Genomic DNA, 16,927 nt, shown 5'->3' on the forward strand with positions numbered 1-16,927 from the left:
GCGATCCGGCACACCCGCCAGGGGCCCGGCGCAGGAACACCCCCCTGCCTGTCGAAGACCGCCTCCCTGTGGAGGCGATGTCCGTGCCATTTTCTGGCACCCCAAGCCCGGCAGGAAGGGTTCAAGCAGGAAGGGCTCGAGATCCGCGTCAAGACCGGCGCCGTGGCCCCCGCCGCGGGGGACGGGGCCGGTGAGGGTTCCCCTGGTGGGCCGCCGCTGGCAGGTGCGCCCGGCCGATCCGGCCGCCGCCCAGCGGCTGGCCCGGGCCCTGGGGGTGACACCCCTGACGGCCCGTGTGCTGGCCGCCCGCGGCTGGACGGACGTGGCGGCGGCCCGCCGCCTGCTGGACGGCCATCCCCTGCTGCACGACCCCTTCCTGCTGCCCGGCATGGAGGCGGCGGTGGCGCGGATCCGGACCGCCCTGGCCCGGGACGAGGGGATCCTGATCGTGGGCGACTACGACGTGGACGGGGTGGCGGCGGCGGCACTGCTCTACCGCGGCCTGCAGGATTTCGAGCCCGGTGCCCGGGTCCAGGTCTACATCCCCGACCGGCACGGGGAGGGCTACGGCGTCCCGCCGGGGGCGCTGGAGGCCGCCCAGGCCATGGGCGCGACCCTGCTCATCACCGTGGACAACGGCATCGCGGCCCACGGGCCGCTGGGCGAGGCGGCGCGGCGGGGGCTGGACGTCATCGTCACCGATCACCACCAGCCGCAGGGGGAGTTGCCGCCGGCCCTGGCCGTGATCAACCCCCACCGTTCGGACAGCCGCTACCCCTGGCGCGGCCTCTGCGGCACCGGCGTGGTCTTCAAGCTGCTGCAGGCCCTGCTGGGGGACGAACCGGCTTCCCCCGTCTGGTGGCAGCTGGCCGCCCTGGCCACCGTGGCCGACGTGGTCCCCCTCCAGGACGAGAACCGCACCCTGGTGCAGCGGGGCCTGGCGGAGCTGGCCGCAGCGCCCCTGCCGGGGCTGGCGGCACTGGCGGAGGTGGCGGGCCTGGGGGACACGCGCCTCGACGCCCACGGGGTGGCCTTCATCCTGGCGCCGCGCCTCAATGCGGCCGGCCGCATGGGCTCCGCCTACCAGGCGTGGGAGCTGCTGGCCACCGACCAGCGGGAACGGGCCCGGGCCCTGGCCCTGGCCGTCGACCAGCTCAACCGGTTGCGCCGGCAGCAGGAAGACCTGGCCCTCGGGCAGGCCCTCCAGCGCCTGGAGCGGGGCGAGGGGCTGTACGGCGACGAGGTGATCGCCCTGGCCCACCCGGGCTGGCACCAGGGGGTGCTGGGGATCGTGGCGTCCCGCCTGGTCGACCTGTTCCACCGCCCGGCCCTGGTGGGCCGCCAGCAGGCCGAATGGATCACCGGTTCGGGGCGCAGCATCGCCGGGTTCCACCTGTTCCGGGCGCTGGCGTCTTGCGCCGGGCTCTTTGCCCGCTTCGGCGGCCATGCCCAGGCGGCGGGGTTCACCTTGCCGGCCGCCCGGTGGCGCGAGCTGGGGGAGCGGCTGGCGGCAGAGGCGCGCCGGTCCCTGACCCCGGCCCAGCGGGTGCCGGTGGTGGAGGTGGACGCCGTGGCCCGCCCGGAGGAACTGACGGTAGAGGCCGTCCGCCAGCTGGAGCGGCTGGCCCCCTTCGGGGAAGGCAACCCCGAGCCTGTGATCGCCCTGGCGGATCTGCCGCCCGCCGTGGCCCGGGCGGTGGGGGGCGGCGAGCACCTGCGGCTGGAATGGCCGGGGGGCTGGTCGGCGGTGGCCTTCGGCCTGGGGGAGCTGGCCCGGCAGCTGGCCCAGGTGCCCCAGGTGGAGGTGGCCGTGCGGCCGCGGGTCGACGCTTACCGCGGCAACCTGCGGGTCGATCTCCGGGTCCAGGACCTGCGCCCCGCCGAGCCTGCCCGGGCGACGTGGCTGGCGGCCGAGCTGGAGCGGCGGCGGCGGTGGACGGCCGAGCTCTACCCTGACCGCGCGGCCCTGGTGCAGGTCTATACCGCCCTGGAGGAGGTCGCCCGCGGAAGGGAAGGGTTGGCGGTGCCAACCTCAGGGGGCTGGCTCCTGCCCGCGGGCCCTCGGGCCCTCTTGGACGCCCTGGCCGCCCGGCTGCCCCGGTGGCCGCGCCACACCCTGCAGGCGGCCCTGGAGATCCTGCGGGAAGCCGGGGTCCTGGCACCGGCGGGCGGCGGCGGGCCGGGACGGCCACCCGGCGGGCCTGCAGGCGGCCCCCCGCCGGCGCTGCCGCCGGGTGCCGGGCCGGAGGCAGCGGCGGTCGCCGGCGGGGCGTGGGTGCTGGCCCCGCGGGGACAGAAGGCCTTCGACCTCAACCGCAGCCCCCGCTACCGCACCGGCACCCTGCGCCGCCAGGTGCTGGACCGGGTGGCCGCTGCGCTGGCGGCAGGCCGCTGGGGCGAAGCCGAAGAGGTGCTGGCCCAGCCTCTGGCTGTACCGCTCCCTCTGGGATACAATGAACTGATAAGAAACGCCAACGGGCAGCAGGGAAGGATCAACGGGCCGGGCGCAGGGAGCCGGGACGGTCCCGGGGGACAAGAGGCGCCGGGCGGCCGCTGAGCCTGCGGGCGCCGGAAGGGCCGGACGGGCGATCCGGCCGGAGGAAAGGGGGTGCGGGCCCGTGGCCGTGGAGCTGCAGCCTTCCGTCACACCCGATGAGCTGATCCGCCGGGCCGGGCGGTATCTCGGCCCGGAGGACCTGGACTGGCTGCGCCGCGCCTTCGAGTTCGGGAAGGCGGCCCATCAGGGGCAGAAGCGGGCCTCGGGCCAGGACTTCATCGAGCACCCCCTGGCGGTGGCCCTCATCCTGGCCGACCTGGAGCTGGATGCCGCCACCCTGGTGGCGGCCCTGCTCCACGACACCGTGGAAGACACCGCGGTCACCCTGGAACAGGTGGAGCGGGAGTTCGGCTCCGAGGTGGCCCTTTTGGTGGACGGGGTGACGAAGCTCAACCAGATCGAATGGCGCACCCGCCTGGAAGAGCAGGCGGAGAACCTGCGCAAGATGTTCCTGGCCATGGCCCGGGATATCCGGGTCGTGCTGATCAAGCTGGCCGACCGCCTGCACAACATGCGCACCCTGGCCGTGGTGCCGAGGGAGAAGCAGATCGCCAAGTCGCGGGAGACCCTGGAGATCTTCGCGCCCCTGGCCCACCGCCTCGGCATGTCCCAGATCCAGTGGGAACTGGAAGACCTGGCCCTGCGCTACCTGGAGCCCGAGCGCTACCGGGAGCTCTCCGAGCGCATCCCCCGCAAGCGGGCGGAGCGGGAAGAGCTGGCCCAGGTGATCATCCGCACCCTGCGCGCCAAGCTGGCCGAGGCCGGCATCCGGGCGGACATCCAGGGGCGGGCGAAGCACTTCTACAGCATCTACCGCAAGATGTACGAGCAGGGCAAGGACCTGTCCCAGATCTACGACCTGATCGCCGTGCGGGTCATCGTGGATACGGTGAAGGACTGCTACGGGGCGCTGGGCGTGGTCCACACCATCTGGCGGCCGCTGCCCGGCCGCTTCAAGGACTACATCGCCACCCCCAAGTCCAACATGTACCAGTCCCTGCACACCACGGTGATCGGGCCCCAGGGCGAGCCCTTCGAGATCCAGATCCGCACCTGGGACATGCACCGCACCGCCGAGTACGGCATCGCCGCCCACTGGCGGTACAAGGAGCGGGGGCGCACCGACAAGGACTTCGACGCCAAGCTGGCCTGGCTGCGCCAGGTGCTGGAGTGGCAGAACGACCTGGGCGACGCCCGGGAGTTCATGGAGTCCCTGAAGATCGACGTCTTTTCCGACGAGGTCTTCGTCTTCACGCCCAAGGGGGACGTGATCGACCTGCCGGCGGGTTCCACCCCGGTGGACTTCGCCTTCCGGATCCACACGGAGATCGGCCACCGCTGCGTGGGCGCCAAGGTCAACGGCCGCATCGTGCCGCTGGACTACCGGCTGAAGAACGGGGACATCGTCGAGATCCTGACCAGCAAGCAATCCAGCGGTCCCAGCGCCGACTGGCTCCAGTTCGTGCGCACCTCCACGGCCCGCAGCCGGATCCGCCAGTGGCTCAAGAAGCAGCGGCGGGACGAGAACCTGGAGCGCGGGCGCCTCATGCTGGAGCACGAGCTCAGGGCCCACGGCCTGCCGGTGAAGGAGGTCTGGCGCAAGGACTGGCTGGATGAGGTGGCCGCCCGCTACAACCTGCCGGACGGCGAGGAGCTGCTGGTATGCATCGGCTACGGCGGGGTGGCGGCGGGCCAGGTGGCGGGCCGCCTGCGGGACCTGTACCGCCGCCAGGGGGCCGCGCGGGAAGGGGGCGAGGCCGTCCCGGCCGTGCCCGAGGAGGTGCGGCGCGCCCGGCCCGCGCCGGTGCGCGGCGCAGGGGTGCGGGTAGGCGGCCTGGACCATGTCCTGGTGCGCTTCTCCCGCTGCTGCAACCCGGTTCCCGGCGACCCCATCGTGGGCTACGTGACCCGGGGCCGGGGGGTCTCGATCCACCGGGCCGATTGCAATATGCTCAAGGCGAGCCCCGAGGCCGGCCAGCGGCTGATCGACGTCGGCTGGGACCAGGTGGCGGGGCAGGCCTTCCCGGTGGCGGTGGAGATCGACTGCTACGACCGGGTGGGGCTGCTGTCCGACATCGCGGCGGTGGTGGCCGATACGCGGCGCAACATCCTGGCGGCGCGCACCCGCACCCACCGGGACGGCACGGCCACCATCGACCTGGTGGTGGAGGTCCAGAACCTGGAGCAGTTCGACCACCTGCGCCGGCAGCTGGAGCGGGTGCGGGACGTGATCCGGGTGGAGCGGGTGGTCAACCGGTAAGGGCCGCGGGCCGGGGCGGCTGCCGGACCGCGGGGACCCGCAGTGGGAACGGAGGTCGGGTATGCGGGCCGTGATCCAGCGGGTGGCCCGGGCCTCGGTGCACACCGCCGGACAAGCCCCTCGCACCATCGGTCGAGGGGTCGTTGTTTTGCTGGGGGTGCAGCGGGACGACGGTCCGGCCGACGTGCAGTGGATGACCGAGAAGATCGCCAACCTGCGCATCTTTCCCGGCGAGGGCGCGGCGGCCGGGAAGCACTTCGAACGGTCCCTCCAGGAGACGGAGGGCCACGTCCTTGTGGTGTCCCAGTTCACCCTGCTGGGGGATTGCCGGCGGGGGCGGCGGCCTTCCTTCAGCGCCGCCGCGCCCCCCGGGCAGGCCGAGCCCCTCTACCGGGCGGTGGCCGAGACCCTGGCGGCGCGGGGCCTGTTCGTCCAGACGGGCTGGTTCGGTGCCGACATGCAGGTGGAGCTGGTCAACGACGGGCCGGTGACCTTATGGCTCGACAGCCGGGCGTAGGGCCGGCAGCAGGGCGATGGCCGGCCCGCCGGCCGGCAGGGCCGGCGGGCCCGAGGAGGGAAAGGTTTGGAGCGCATCCAGCGACCCCGAGGCACCTATGACGTGACCCCGGAAGAGGCGCCGCGGTGGCAGGCCCTGGAGGCCCGCATCCGCCACGTGGCCGCCCGCTTCGGCTTCGGCGAGCTGCGCACGCCCGTCATCGAGGCGCGGGAGCTGTTCCAGCGCACGGTGGGCGAGACGACGGACATCGTCCAGAAGGAGATGTACGTGCTGACCCCGCCGGGCAGCGACCGCCAGCTGGTCTTGCGGCCGGAGGGCACGGCGGCGGCGGTGCGGGCCTACCTGGAAAACGGGCTGCACAACGGCCCCCAGCCGGTCAAGCTCTTCTACATCCAGCCCATGTTCCGCCACGAGCGGCCCCAGGCGGGGCGCTACCGCCAGCACGTCCAGTTCGGCGCCGAGATCTTCGGGGCGGGGGAGGCGACGGCCGATGCGGAGATCATCGCACTGGCCATGACCCTCTTCGCGGAGCTGGGGCTGGAGGGCCTGGAGGTGCACCTCAACAGCATCGGCTGCCCTGCCTGCCGGCCCCGCTACCGGCAGGCCCTGCTGGAGTATTACCGTCCCCGGGCGGCGGAGCTGTGCGCCGACTGCCGGGCGCGGCTGGAGACCAACCCGCTGCGCCTGCTGGACTGCAAGGTGCCGGCGGACCAGCCCCACAAGGCCGGGGCGCCCCGCACGGTGGACTACCTGTGCCAGGACTGCCGGGCCCGCTTTGACCAGCTGCAGTCGGCGCTGGACGCCCTGGGGATCGCCTACCGGCTGGACCCCGGCCTGGTGCGCGGGCTGGACTACTACACCCGGACCGTCTTCGAGATCAAGTACGGCGGCCTGGGGGCCCAGGACACCGTGTGCGGCGGCGGCCGCTACGATGGCCTGATCGAGCTTTTGGGCGGGCCGCCCACGCCCGGCGTGGGCTTCGGCATGGGCCTGGAGCGCCTCCTGCTCACCCTGGAGGCGGCAGGTCGCCCGCCGGGGGCCCGCCGGCCCCTGGACGCCTACGTGGCGGTGACGGGCCAGGTACCGCGGACGCGGGTCCTGGCCCTGGTGCAGGCGTTGCGCCGCCAGGGCCTGGCCGTGGACATGGACCATGTGGGCCGCAGCCTCAAGGCCCAGCTGCGGGCGGCCGGGCGGCTCCCGGTGCGCTATGCCGTCATCCTGGGGGATGACGAGTGGGCCCGCGGCGAGGCGGCGGTGCGGGAGCTGGCGTCGGGCCAGCAGCGACGGGTGCCCCTGGGGGAGCTGGCCGCGGTCCTGCGGCCTGCTGGGGCGGCCGCCGCGGCGGAGACGAGGGGATCGGCGGAGGTGGACCGGGCATGAGGGCGATGGACGAATCCGGCCGGGAAGGGGCGACCCTGGCACCGGCCCTCAGTTCCTGGCAGGGGGATCGCATGGGCCGGGACCTGGGATGCGGCGAGGTGCGGCCGGAGCACGTGGGCCGGACCCTGACGGTGGCCGGCTGGGTCCACCGGGTGCGGGACCTGGGCGGGCTGCGCTTCGTGGAGGTGCGCGACCGCACGGGGCGCCTGCAGCTGGTGATCAACCGGGCGGAAGCGCCGCCGGAGGTGGTGCAGGCGGCGGAAGGGCTGCGGGCCGAGTTCGTCGTCGCCGCCCGGGGCACCGTGCGCCGCCGGGCGCCCGAGGCGGTGAACCCGCGGCTGGCAACGGGCGAGGTGGAACTGGTGCCCGCCCAGCTCTGGATCCTGGCGACCAGCAAGACGCCGCCCTTTGAGCTCGATGCCGCCGCCGAGGTGGACGAGGGCCTGCGGCTGCGCTACCGCTACCTGGACCTGCGGCGGCCGGCCATGTTCCGCAACCTGTGGCTGCGCCACCGGGCCTATCAGGTGGTGCGCCGGTACTTCGACCGCAACGGCTTCCTCGAGGTGGAGACCCCCATGCTCACCCGGAGCACGCCCGAGGGAGCCCGCGACTACCTGGTGCCCAGCCGCCTGCATCCCGGGCGCTTCTACGCACTGCCCCAATCGCCCCAGCTGTTCAAGCAGCTTCTGATGGTGGGAGGCATCGAGCGCTACTTCCAGATCGTGCGCTGCTTCCGGGACGAGGACCTGCGCGCCGACCGGCAGCCCGAGTTCACCCAGATCGACGTGGAGATGAGCTTCGTCGACGTGGACGACGTGCTGGCCATGGCGGAGGGCATGATGGCCGAGCTGTGGCAGGAGCTCTTGGGCGTCCAGGTCCCCCTGCCCTTGCCGCGGCTGACCTATGCCGAGGCCATGGCCCGGTATGGCAGCGACAAGCCGGACCTGCGCTACGAGCCCGTCGTGGTGGACGTCAGCGACGTGTTCGTCCAGACCGGCTTCCGCGGGTTCCAGGCGGCCCTGGCGTCCGGCGGGGCGGTGAGGGCCCTGCGCGCTCCGGGCGGCGCGGCCCTGTCCCGCAAGGAGCTGGACGCCCTCAACGAGACGGCCCGCGCCGCGGGCAGCCCGGGCGTGGCCTGGATCGCGGTGCCGGAACCCGATCCCGAGGCCTGGCGGGGTCCGGTGGTGAAGTTCTTCACGCCGGAGGAACGAGCCGCCCTGGCCGGCCGGCTGGAGCTCAAGGCGGGCGACCTGGTCCTGCTGGCGGCGGACGAGCCCGAGCGGGCCTCGGTGGTGCTGGGCAAGCTGCGCCTGCAGCTGGCGGAGCGGCTGGCGTGGCCGCGGGTCAAGGAATGGGCCTTCGCCTGGGTGGTGGACTTCCCCCTGCTGGAGTGGGACGAGGAAGAGCAGCGCTACGTGGCGCGCCATCACCCCTTCACCTCGCCCCGGGACGAGGATCTGGACCGCCTGGAGTCGGATCCGGCCGGCGTGCGCGCCAGGGCGTACGACCTGGTGCTCAACGGCTACGAGATCGGCGGCGGCAGCATCCGGATCCACCGGCGGGACGTGCAGGAGCGGGTGTTCCGGGCCATCGGCCTGCCCCCGGAGAAGGCCCGGGAGCGCTTCGGCTTCCTCCTGGAAGCCTTTGACTACGGCCCGCCGCCCCACGGCGGCATCGCCTTCGGCTTCGACCGCATCGTGATGCTGGCGGCGGGCGCGTCCAGCATCCGGGACGTCATCGCCTTCCCCAAGACGGCCCGCGCGGTCGACCCGCTGACCGGCGCCCCGGCGGAGGTCGACCCCGGCCAGCTGGAGGAGCTGCACCTGCGCATCCAGCAGCGGTAAGCCCGGTCCGCGGCGCCGGCCATCTCCAGCCTTTCACCGTTGAAGGGGTCGGGGGCCCGTGCTACGATGAAGGCGCGCGAGCGGAGCGGAACGAGCCACCCTGCGGTGCGCGTGGTGCGCAAGAAGTCTTGATCCAACACCAAGACAAAGGGAGCCCGGCTCTCCGCGGCCTGCGTCCATGCCCCCACGGTCAGGGGACGGGCAAGACGGTCGTGGGAGGGCACCCACCTGTGGGGGAGCGGGTTCAAAGACTCTGGCGCCACGGCACACGCGGGGTGGGCCTTTTGACAGGCATCCGGCCGGGCAGGGACCCGGCCGGTTTTGTATTCTGTGCGGCGTGCCGCCGCGGTGCCCTGGCGGGTGCCCGGTGGCGCCGGTGGCGGACCGTTGTCCCGGCCCGGCCGTTGTGGTTTAAGATGGTGCTGTACCCAGACCCGCCGGCAGGACCGGCGCCGGCCTCGGGACCCGGCGCCGGGACCTCCCGCTGCGGGGGCGGCCGCCGGTGCCGGGGCCGGGGCCTCGCGGTCCGGGCGCCGGTGCCGCCATGGCTCGCCGGCGGCCCCAGGGTCAGGAAGAAGGAGGCGCAGGCATGGCAGCGGGCATTCTGGATCTCACCGCCGAACAGTTCGACGCGGAAGTGCTGCAGTCCGACCAGCCGGTGCTGGTGGACTTCTGGGCGCCCTGGTGCGGCCCGTGCCGCATGATCGCTCCCATCGTGGAGGAGATCGCGCAGGAGTATGCCGGCCGGCTGAAGGTCGCCAAGCTGAACGTGGACGACCACGGCGTCATCGCCGGCCGCTACGGCGTCATGTCCATTCCCACCCTCCTGGTCTTCAAGGGCGGCCAGCCCGTGGCCCGCATCGTGGGCTTCCGTCCCAAGGAAGAGCTGGAGCAGGAGATCCTCAAGGCCATCGGTTGAGAAGAACCGGCCCCGCCGCGGGGCTGCGGCCGCCAGGGCCGCAGCCCCGCCCGTGTATTCCGGGCCAGCGGGGATCCTGGGAACCCGGGGGCGTGGGCCGGAGCGGGAGGCTGGGCCATGGACGGGCACCACCGGGAGGGAGGGGCGGGGCCACCGCCCGCCGCGGGAGACGGGCCGCCGGGGAGCCGGTCCGGCCCCAGCGGCTTTCCGTTGCACCGGTCCGGCCCGTCCCCGGCCGGTGCCGGCGGCCCCGCCGCGCCCTCGGCGCCGGCGGCCTCGCCGTCGCCGGCGGGCGCATTGCCTTGTCCCGCCTGCGGAGCGCAGCTGGCGCGCCGGCCCTGGGGATGGCTCTGCCCCCGGTGCGGGTTCCACCCCACCTGAGGACAGGATTGCTGACCGCCCGGGAGGCGGTCGGGAGAGGAGAAGCAGCCGTGGCGGACATCATCGACTTCCGCAGCGACACCGTCACCCAGCCCACGCCCGCCATGCGCCGGGCCATGGCCCAGGCGGAGGTGGGCGACGACGTCTACGGCGAGGATCCCACGGTCCGGCGCCTGGAAGAGGTGGCGGCCGAGCGGCTGGGCAAGGCGGCCGGCCTGTTCTTCCCCAGCGGTACCATGGCGAACCAGGCGGCGGTGCTGGCCCACACGCGCCGCGGCGACGAGGTGCTGCTGGAGGAAGAATCCCACATCTATTACTACGAGGTGGGCGGCGTGGCCTTGCTGGCGGGCTGCCAGGTGCGGCCCCTTCCGTCCCGACGCGGGGTGCTGGATCCGGCGGTGGTCGAGGCCGCCATCCGGCCCGCCAACATCCACTTCCCGCCGCCGCGGCTCCTTTGCCTGGAGAACACCCACAACCGCTGGGGCGGCACGGTGATGACGGCGGAAGAGACGGCCGCGGTGGCCGAGGTGGCCCACCGCCACGGCCTCAAGGTCCACCTGGACGGGGCTCGCATCTTCAACGCGGCGGTGGCCCTGGGGGTGCCGGCCGGCCGCCTGGCCGCCCCGGCCGATTCGGTGATGTTCAGCCTGTCGAAGGGACTGGGCTGCCCCGTGGGCTCCGTGCTGGTGGGTGACCGGGAGTTCATCGCCGAGGCGCGCCGCTACCGCAAAGCCCTGGGTGGCGGCATGCGGCAGGCGGGCATCCTGGCGGCGGCGGGCCTGGTGGCCCTGGACGAGATGATCGACCGCCTGGCGGAAGACCACGCCCTGGCGCGCCGCCTGGCCGAGGGCCTGGCCGGCCTGCCGGGGGTCCGGGTGGACATGGAGACGGTCCAGACCAACATGGTGATGGTCGACGTCAGCGGCACGGGCCGGACGGCCTACCAGCTGGCCGGGGAGCTGGCGGCCGCCGGGGTCAAGGTCAACGCCGTGGACGCCCACCGGCTGCGCTGGGTCACCCACAAGGACGTGGGACCGGCCGACGCGGACCGGGCGCTGGCCATCTTCCACCGGATCCTGACCCAAGGCTGACGCGGGCGGCCCGGCCGGGAAGGCCGCCCGGAAGGAGCGGGGCGAGGGTGGTGCCGAAGGGCACGCCTGGAGCCGGCAAGGACAAGCCGGAACAAGACCTCTTCGCCAGGGCGGCGGAGGAACGGGCCCGGCAGCAAGCGCCCCTGGCCGAGCGCATGCGGCCCCGGACCCTGGAGGAGTTCGTGGGCCAGCAGCACCTGGTGGGCCCGGGGCGGCTGCTGCGGCGGGCCATCGAAGCGGACCGCCTGGGGTCGATCATCCTCTGGGGCCCGCCGGGCTCGGGCAAGACGACCCTGGCCCGGATCATCGCCCGCACCACCCGGGCCCACTTCGAGCCCCTCAACGCCGTCACCGCGGGGGTGGGCGACCTGCGGCGGGTGGTGGAGGAGGCCCGGGAGCGGTGGGCCCTGGAGGGCCGCTCGACGGTGCTCTTCGTCGACGAGGTCCACCGCTGGAACCGGGCCCAGCAGGACGCCCTGCTGCCCCACCTGGAGAGCGGCCTGGTGGCCCTGATCGGCGCCACCACGGAGAACCCCTACTTCGCCTGCGTCCCGCCCCTGGTTTCGCGGGCCCGGATCTTCCGCTTGGAGCCCCTTTCCGATGACGACATGCGGCAGCTCCTGCTGCGTGCCCTGGCCGATCCCGAGCGGGGCCTGGGAAGGTACCGCGCAGAGGTGGACCCGGCCGCCCTGGAGCACCTGGTGAGGGTGGCCGGCGGGGACGCCCGCACGGCCCTGAACGCCCTGGAGCTGGCCGTGCTCACCACGCCGCCGGGGGCGGACGGGGTGCGGCGCATCACCCTGGCGGCGGCCGAGGAGTCCATCCAGCGGCGGGCCCTGGCCTACGACCCCGCGGGCGACGAGCACTACGACCACATGTCGGCCCTGATCAAGAGCATCCGCGGCTCCGACCCCGATGCCGCCGTCTACTGGCTGGCCCGGATGCTCTACGCGGGCGAGGATCCCCGCACCATCGCCCGGCGCCTGCTGGTCCATGCGGCGGAGGACGTGGGGCTGGCCGACCCGCGGGCCCTGCAGGTGGCCGCCGCGGCGGCCGCGGCGGCGGAGCAGGTGGGCATGCCCGAGGCCCGTATCCCCCTGGCGGAAGCCGTGCTCTACCTGGCCACGGCACCCAAGAGCAATTCGGTGATCCGGGCCATCGACGCGGCCTGGAGAGCCGTGGAAGAACAGGCCATCGCCGGGGTCCCCCGGCACCTGCGGGATGCCCACTACCGGGGCGCCCGGGCCCTGGGGCACGGCCAGGGCTACCGCTACCCCCACGACTTCCCGGGCCATTTCGTGCGGCAGCAATACCTGCCGGACGAGCTCCTGGGCGCCCGCTTCTACGTCCCCAGCGACCAGGGGTACGAGGGCCGCCTGGCGCCCGTCATCGAGGCCCGGCGGGGACCGGCCGGACCGCCTGGACCGCGGCGAGGCCGGCCGGCGAGGGAGCCGGGCCGGCCCGATGATGTCGATCGGCCGTCCCGCCAGGGGAGGTCGCGGGCCGGGCAACCTCGAGGGGCGCAGGCACCCTCCACGGACGGGGAACCTGAGGGCGGAGGAACGCCCGTCACGCCCCGCGAAGAGTAGCCCGGCGGCCGGGGCCCGCCCGGCGAGCAGCAGCCCCGGCCGGGGAAGGAGCGCATCGGCGATCGCGATGGCAGGCTATCTCGAGGTGATCACCGGCGGCATGTTCTCGGGCAAGACGGAGGAGCTGCTGCGCCGGGTCCAGCGGGCGCGCATCGCCCGGCGGCGGGTCTTCCTGTGCAAGCCCGACCTGGACCACCGCTACCGGCGGGACGCCGTCGCCTCCCACGACGGGCGCGACCTCGAGGCCGTGGTGGTGCCCGCCGGCCGCCCCGAGGAGATCCCCGTGCTGGCGGCCCGGTCGGCGGCGGAGGTGGTGGGCATCGACGAGGCCCAGTTCTTCGCACCGCCCATCGTCCAGGCCGTGCTGGACATGGTCGCCGCCGGCCTGCGGGTCATCGTCTCGGGGCTCGACATGGACTTCGCCCGCCGCCCGTTCGGCCCCATGCCCGAGCTGATGGCCCTGGCGGACGAGGTACTCAAGCTGAAGGCCATCTGCGTGGTCTGCGGGGAGCCCGCCACCTTCACCCAGCGGCTCATCGGCGGCCGGCCCGCGGCCCCTGACGACCCGGTGATCCTGATCGGCGGCCACGAGTCGTACGAGCCCCGGTGCCGGCGCCACCACCAGCTGGGCGAGCCCCAAGCGGCCGCCGGCCGGCAGGCCGCCCCGGCCCGGGACCGGGGGCCGGCGGATGACGCCGGTGGGCTCCGGTCTCCGTAGACCGGAGCCCACCGGCGCGGGCCAGGGCGGGAGCGACGGCCCTTGCCGCCCGCGGTGGACCCCCGAGCCCGCGGGCGTGTCCGCCTGGCGGCGGCAGGGGGGACGGCGCCGCGCGGCGGGCGCGGGGAGAAGGGTTGAGAGGAGGGCGCCTATGGAGGACCGGGGTTCGGGTGCACCGGCGGGCGCGACGCCGCCGGCCCTCGGCCGGCGGCAGCTGGCGGGCCTGATCGACCACACCCTGCTCAAGCCCGAGGCCACGCCCCAGCAGGTGGAGCAGCTCTGCCGGGAGGCGGTGGAACACGGCTTCGCCTCGGTGTGCATCAACCCGGTGTACGTCCCCCTGGCCGCGGAGCTCCTGGCTGGGGCGGGGCCGGTGGTGTGCACCGTGATCGACTTTCCCTTGGGTGCCGGGTCGGCCGCCGACAAGGCCCGCCAGGCAGAGGCGGCCCTGGCCGCCGGGGCGCGGGAACTGGACGTGGTCCAGCCCGTCGGCCTCCTCAAGGCCGGGCGCCACCGGGAGGTGGTGGCCCACCTGCACGGCGTGGTGGCGGTGGCCCGGCCGGCGGGAGCGCTGGTCAAGGTGATCCTGGAAACGGGCCTGCTGCGTCCCGAGGAGATCGACCTGGCCTGCCGGCTGGCCCTGGAGGCGGGGGCCGACTTCGTCAAGACGTCCACCGGCTTCGGGCCGGGCGGGGCCACCGAGGAGGCGGTGCGCCGGATGCGGGCGGCGGTGGGGCCCGGCAAGGGCGTCAAGGCGTCGGGCGGCATTCGGGACTATGAGGCGGCCTGCCGGATGGTGGCGGCCGGTGCGAACCGCATCGGTGCCAGCGCCAGCCTGGCCATCCTGGCCGGAGCGCCCGACGAACCTGCCTGAAGCTGCCACCCGCCGGGGCGGGCGGTGCCGGCAGGGCGGTGCCCGGCCCGGCCCCAGGTGCGGGCGCGCCCGAGAGCGGCGAGGGAGGCGGGGCGGTTGCGAGCCTACGACCTGATCCTGAAGAAGCGCGACGGCGGCACCCTGACCCGGGAGGAGATCGAGTGGTGGGTGGACGGCATCGCCCGCCGCACCATCCCCGACGAGCAGGTGGCGGCGTGGGCCATGGCCGTGTTCTTCCGCGGCATGGATGCCCGGGAGACGGCGGACCTGACCCGGGCCATGGCCTTATCCGGCGAGACCGTCGACCTCAGCGACATCCCCGGCGTCAAGGTCGACAAGCACAGCACGGGCGGCGTAGGTGACACCACCACCCTGGTGCTGGCGCCGCTGGTGGCGGCGGCGGGCATCCCGGTGGCCAAGCTGTCGGGGCGCGGCCTGGGCCACACGGGCGGCACGCTGGACAAGCTGGAATCCTTCCCGGGCTTCCGGGTGGAACTGAGCCGGGACGAGTTCGCCCGCCAGGTTCGCGAGCTGGGCATCGCCGTGGCGGGCCAGACGGCCGACCTGGTGCCAGCGGACAAGCGGCTCTACGCCCTTCGGGACGTGACGGCAACGGTCGACAGCATCCCGCTGATCGCCGCCAGCATCATGTCCAAGAAGATCGCCGGCGGCGCTGACGCCATCGTCCTCGACGTCAAGACGGGCTCCGGCGCCTTGATGAAATCCCTGGACGGCGCCCTGGAGCTGGCCCGGTTGATGGTCGACATCGGCCGCCACCTGGGCCGCCGCGTGGTCGCCCTGGTGACGGACATGAACCAGCCCCTGGGGCGCGCCGTGGGCAACGCCCTGGAGGTGCGGGAGGCCATCGCCACCCTGCGGGGCCAGGGGCCGGCGGAGCTGGTGGAACTCTGCCTGGCCGTGGGCGGCACCATGGCCTGGCTGGCCGGCAAGGTACCGGATCCCGAGGCGGGGCGCCGGCTCCTGGCCCGGCACCTGGAGGCGGGCGACGGCTTGGCCATGCTGCGCCGGCTGGTGGAGGCCCAGGGGGGCGACCCCCGGGCCGTCGACGACCCCGAGCGGCTGCCCCAGGCCCGTTACCGCCAGGTGTTCACCGCCCCGCGCAGCGGGTACCTGACCGCCATGGACGCCCAGGCGGTCGGGACGGCCGCCATGGTCCTGGGGGCCGGCCGCGCCCGCAAGGACGACGTCATCGACCTGGCCGCCGGCCTGGTCATGCTCAAGCGGCTGGGAGATCGGGTGGAGGCGGGCGAGCCGCTGGTGGAGCTGCACTTCAACGATCCCGCGCGGCTGGAGGCGGCCCGCCGCTGGCTGGAGCGGGCCTTCACCCTTGCGGACGAACCGGCTCCCGTGCCGCCCCTGATCCATGCCGTGGTCGGTGCAGAGCTGGCGCCGGGGACCCCGGCGGCGCCGGAATCGACCGCGGCCGCGGGGTCCGGCGGGGTTTCCCGGGCCGGCGCGGCGGCCGGGGTGACGGGTGCCTCGCCGGCGGAGATCCGGGTGCCGGAGGTCGCCCGGCCGGCCGGGTCGTCCGCTCCGGTCGGGGCAGGGGCCGGGGCCGGCGCAACGGGTGCCGCCTCCCCACCTTCCGGCTGGGAGCCCCTGGTGCAGCTGGCCCGGGCCGCCCGGCATTCGGCCATCGCCCCCTTCTCCCGCTACCGGGTGGGGGCGGCACTGGAGGCGGCGGACGGCCGGATCTTCACCGGCGCCAACATCGAAAACGCCAGCTTCGGGCTGACCATGTGCGCGGAGCGGGTGGCCCTGTTCAAGGCGCTGTCCGAGGGGGTGCGCCAGTTCCGGCGCATCGTCATCACCGCCGACGGCCCCGAGCCCGCCTTCCCCTGCGGCGCCTGCCGGCAGCTGCTGTTCGAATACGCGCCGGGCCTGGCGGTGTGGGTCGACGGCCAGCCGGCGCCCCAGCCCATCGAGACCCTGTTGCCCCACGGCTTCCGCCTCCAGCGCTGAACCGTGGCAGGGCCGGCCGGGGCGGAGGGGCCAGCACGCGCGGCGGGCGATGCCTCCCGCGTGGTGGCCGGCGGTTACCTGACCGGGCCGCAGTCCGATGGCGGCACCCTGACGGTCCACTACATCCTGCGCGGGCGCTGAGGGAAAGGGCCGCACCGGCCGCAGTCCTGCGGCATCCCGGCGGCGGCCCCGGCGGCGGGCCTTTGACAGGGCCCGCCGCGGCATGCTAGCATGGCCGTGAGAAAACCCAGTGAATCAGTGGGAATTGGCACGCCCGGCCGGTGCTTCCGGCCGGGCGCGCGCTGTGCACGACTGCGAGGGTCAGGTCATGCAACTTTCCACGCGGGGTCGCTACGGCGTGCGGGCGATGTACGAGCTGGCCCGCCGCTACGGACAGGGGCCGGTGCCCCTGCGGGAAGTGGCCGACGCCCAGCAACTGCCGGAGAACTATCTGGAGCAGCTGATGGCGCCGCTGCGCAAGGGCGGGCTGGTGCAGAGCGTGCGTGGCGCCCAGGGCGGCTACGTGCTGGCGCGGGATCCCGCCCAGATCACCGTAGCCGATATCGTCCGCCTGCTGGACGGCCCCATCGGCCCGGAGACGGACCAGGAGGCCACGGGAACCCCCTCGGTGGCGGACCCGGTCTGGGAAGAGGTCCGGCGCGCCATCACCGGGGTCCTGGAGGGCACCACCCTGGCGGATCTGTGCCGCCAGGCGGAAGAGCGCCAGCGCCGGGGCTACATGTTTTACATTTAGTGGTTACAGCCCATTGCTGGGGGAAAACAGTGGAACCCATGGTGGGGGGAAGGAGGTGGT

12 protein-coding genes and 1 other RNA gene are annotated in these 16,927 nt (G+C 74.1%); all 13 read left to right on the forward strand.

All coding sequences use genetic code 11. The features are described from left to right. Positions 1–190: 190 nt before the first annotated feature. Positions 191–2,557 carry a single-stranded-DNA-specific exonuclease RecJ gene (gene recJ / locus ACZ5T9_RS07680; protein ID WP_464832498.1) on the forward strand — a complete coding sequence of 789 codons (2,367 nt, stop codon included), beginning with the start codon at positions 191–193 and terminating at the stop codon, positions 2,555–2,557. A gap of 61 nt (positions 2,558–2,618) precedes the next feature. Beyond that, positions 2,619–4,817 carry a RelA/SpoT family protein gene (locus ACZ5T9_RS07685; protein ID WP_464832499.1) on the forward strand — a complete coding sequence of 733 codons (2,199 nt, stop codon included), beginning with the start codon at positions 2,619–2,621 and terminating at the stop codon, positions 4,815–4,817. A 61-nt stretch (positions 4,818–4,878) separates the two neighbouring features. Continuing rightward, positions 4,879–5,334 carry a D-aminoacyl-tRNA deacylase gene (gene dtd, locus ACZ5T9_RS07690; protein WP_464832500.1) on the forward strand — a complete coding sequence of 152 codons (456 nt, stop codon included), beginning with the start codon at positions 4,879–4,881 and terminating at the stop codon, positions 5,332–5,334. Between the two features lie 66 nt (positions 5,335–5,400). Then, complete coding sequence (hisS, locus tag ACZ5T9_RS07695; RefSeq protein ID WP_464832501.1) at positions 5,401–6,714, forward strand: histidine--tRNA ligase; 1,314 nt, start codon at positions 5,401–5,403, stop codon at positions 6,712–6,714. Then, positions 6,711–8,558, forward strand: coding sequence for an aspartate--tRNA ligase (gene aspS, locus ACZ5T9_RS07700; RefSeq protein WP_464832502.1), 1,848 nt, complete (start codon positions 6,711–6,713; stop codon positions 8,556–8,558). The genes hisS and aspS overlap by 4 nt, the downstream gene beginning before the upstream one ends. 94 nt (positions 8,559–8,652) lie before the next feature. After that, positions 8,653–8,839: non-coding RNA, 6S RNA (gene ssrS, locus ACZ5T9_RS07705), on the forward strand. Positions 8,840–9,147: 308 nt separating this feature from the next. Further along, entirely contained in the window at positions 9,148–9,477 is a 330-nt protein-coding gene (gene trxA, locus ACZ5T9_RS07710; RefSeq protein WP_006904711.1) for a thioredoxin, read from the forward strand. Between the two features lie 431 nt (positions 9,478–9,908). Next, positions 9,909–10,949 (forward strand): threonine aldolase family protein, encoded by a 1,041-nt coding sequence (locus ACZ5T9_RS07715; RefSeq protein WP_464832503.1) that lies wholly within the window; start codon positions 9,909–9,911, stop codon positions 10,947–10,949. A gap of 47 nt (positions 10,950–10,996) precedes the next feature. After that, positions 10,997–12,538, forward strand: coding sequence for a replication-associated recombination protein A (locus tag ACZ5T9_RS07720; RefSeq protein WP_464832504.1), 1,542 nt, complete (start codon positions 10,997–10,999; stop codon positions 12,536–12,538). Between the two features lie 67 nt (positions 12,539–12,605). Continuing rightward, a complete protein-coding gene (locus ACZ5T9_RS07725) occupies positions 12,606–13,256 on the forward strand; it encodes a thymidine kinase (RefSeq protein ID WP_464832505.1) in 651 nt (216 codons plus the stop codon). A gap of 151 nt (positions 13,257–13,407) precedes the next feature. Next, complete coding sequence (deoC, locus tag ACZ5T9_RS07730) at positions 13,408–14,130, forward strand: deoxyribose-phosphate aldolase (protein WP_464832506.1); 723 nt, start codon at positions 13,408–13,410, stop codon at positions 14,128–14,130. A gap of 96 nt (positions 14,131–14,226) precedes the next feature. Next, a complete protein-coding gene (locus ACZ5T9_RS07735; RefSeq protein ID WP_464832508.1) occupies positions 14,227–16,113 on the forward strand; it encodes a pyrimidine-nucleoside phosphorylase in 1,887 nt (628 codons plus the stop codon). A 328-nt stretch (positions 16,114–16,441) separates the two neighbouring features. Beyond that, positions 16,442–16,867: an RrF2 family transcriptional regulator gene (locus ACZ5T9_RS07740; protein WP_006904717.1), complete on the forward strand. Its 426-nt coding sequence runs from the start codon at positions 16,442–16,444 to the stop codon at positions 16,865–16,867. The last annotated feature ends 60 nt before the right edge of the window (positions 16,868–16,927 follow it).

Source organism: Thermaerobacter nagasakiensis, from assembly GCF_055396825.1.

What these genes read in the sequence shown, in the direction of transcription:
- deoC (WP_464832506.1), top strand. Translation starts at nt 13,408, where the DNA reads ATGGAGGACCGGGGTTCGGGTGCACCGGCGGGCGCGACGCCGCCGGCC.
- aspS (WP_464832502.1), top strand. Translation starts at nt 6,711, where the DNA reads ATGAGGGCGATGGACGAATCCGGCCGGGAAGGGGCGACCCTGGCACCG.
- trxA (WP_006904711.1), top strand. Translation starts at nt 9,148, where the DNA reads ATGGCAGCGGGCATTCTGGATCTCACCGCCGAACAGTTCGACGCGGAA.
- ACZ5T9_RS07725 (WP_464832505.1), top strand. Translation starts at nt 12,606, where the DNA reads ATGGCAGGCTATCTCGAGGTGATCACCGGCGGCATGTTCTCGGGCAAG.
- ACZ5T9_RS07740 (WP_006904717.1), top strand. Translation starts at nt 16,442, where the DNA reads ATGCAACTTTCCACGCGGGGTCGCTACGGCGTGCGGGCGATGTACGAG.
- dtd (WP_464832500.1), top strand. Translation starts at nt 4,879, where the DNA reads ATGCGGGCCGTGATCCAGCGGGTGGCCCGGGCCTCGGTGCACACCGCC.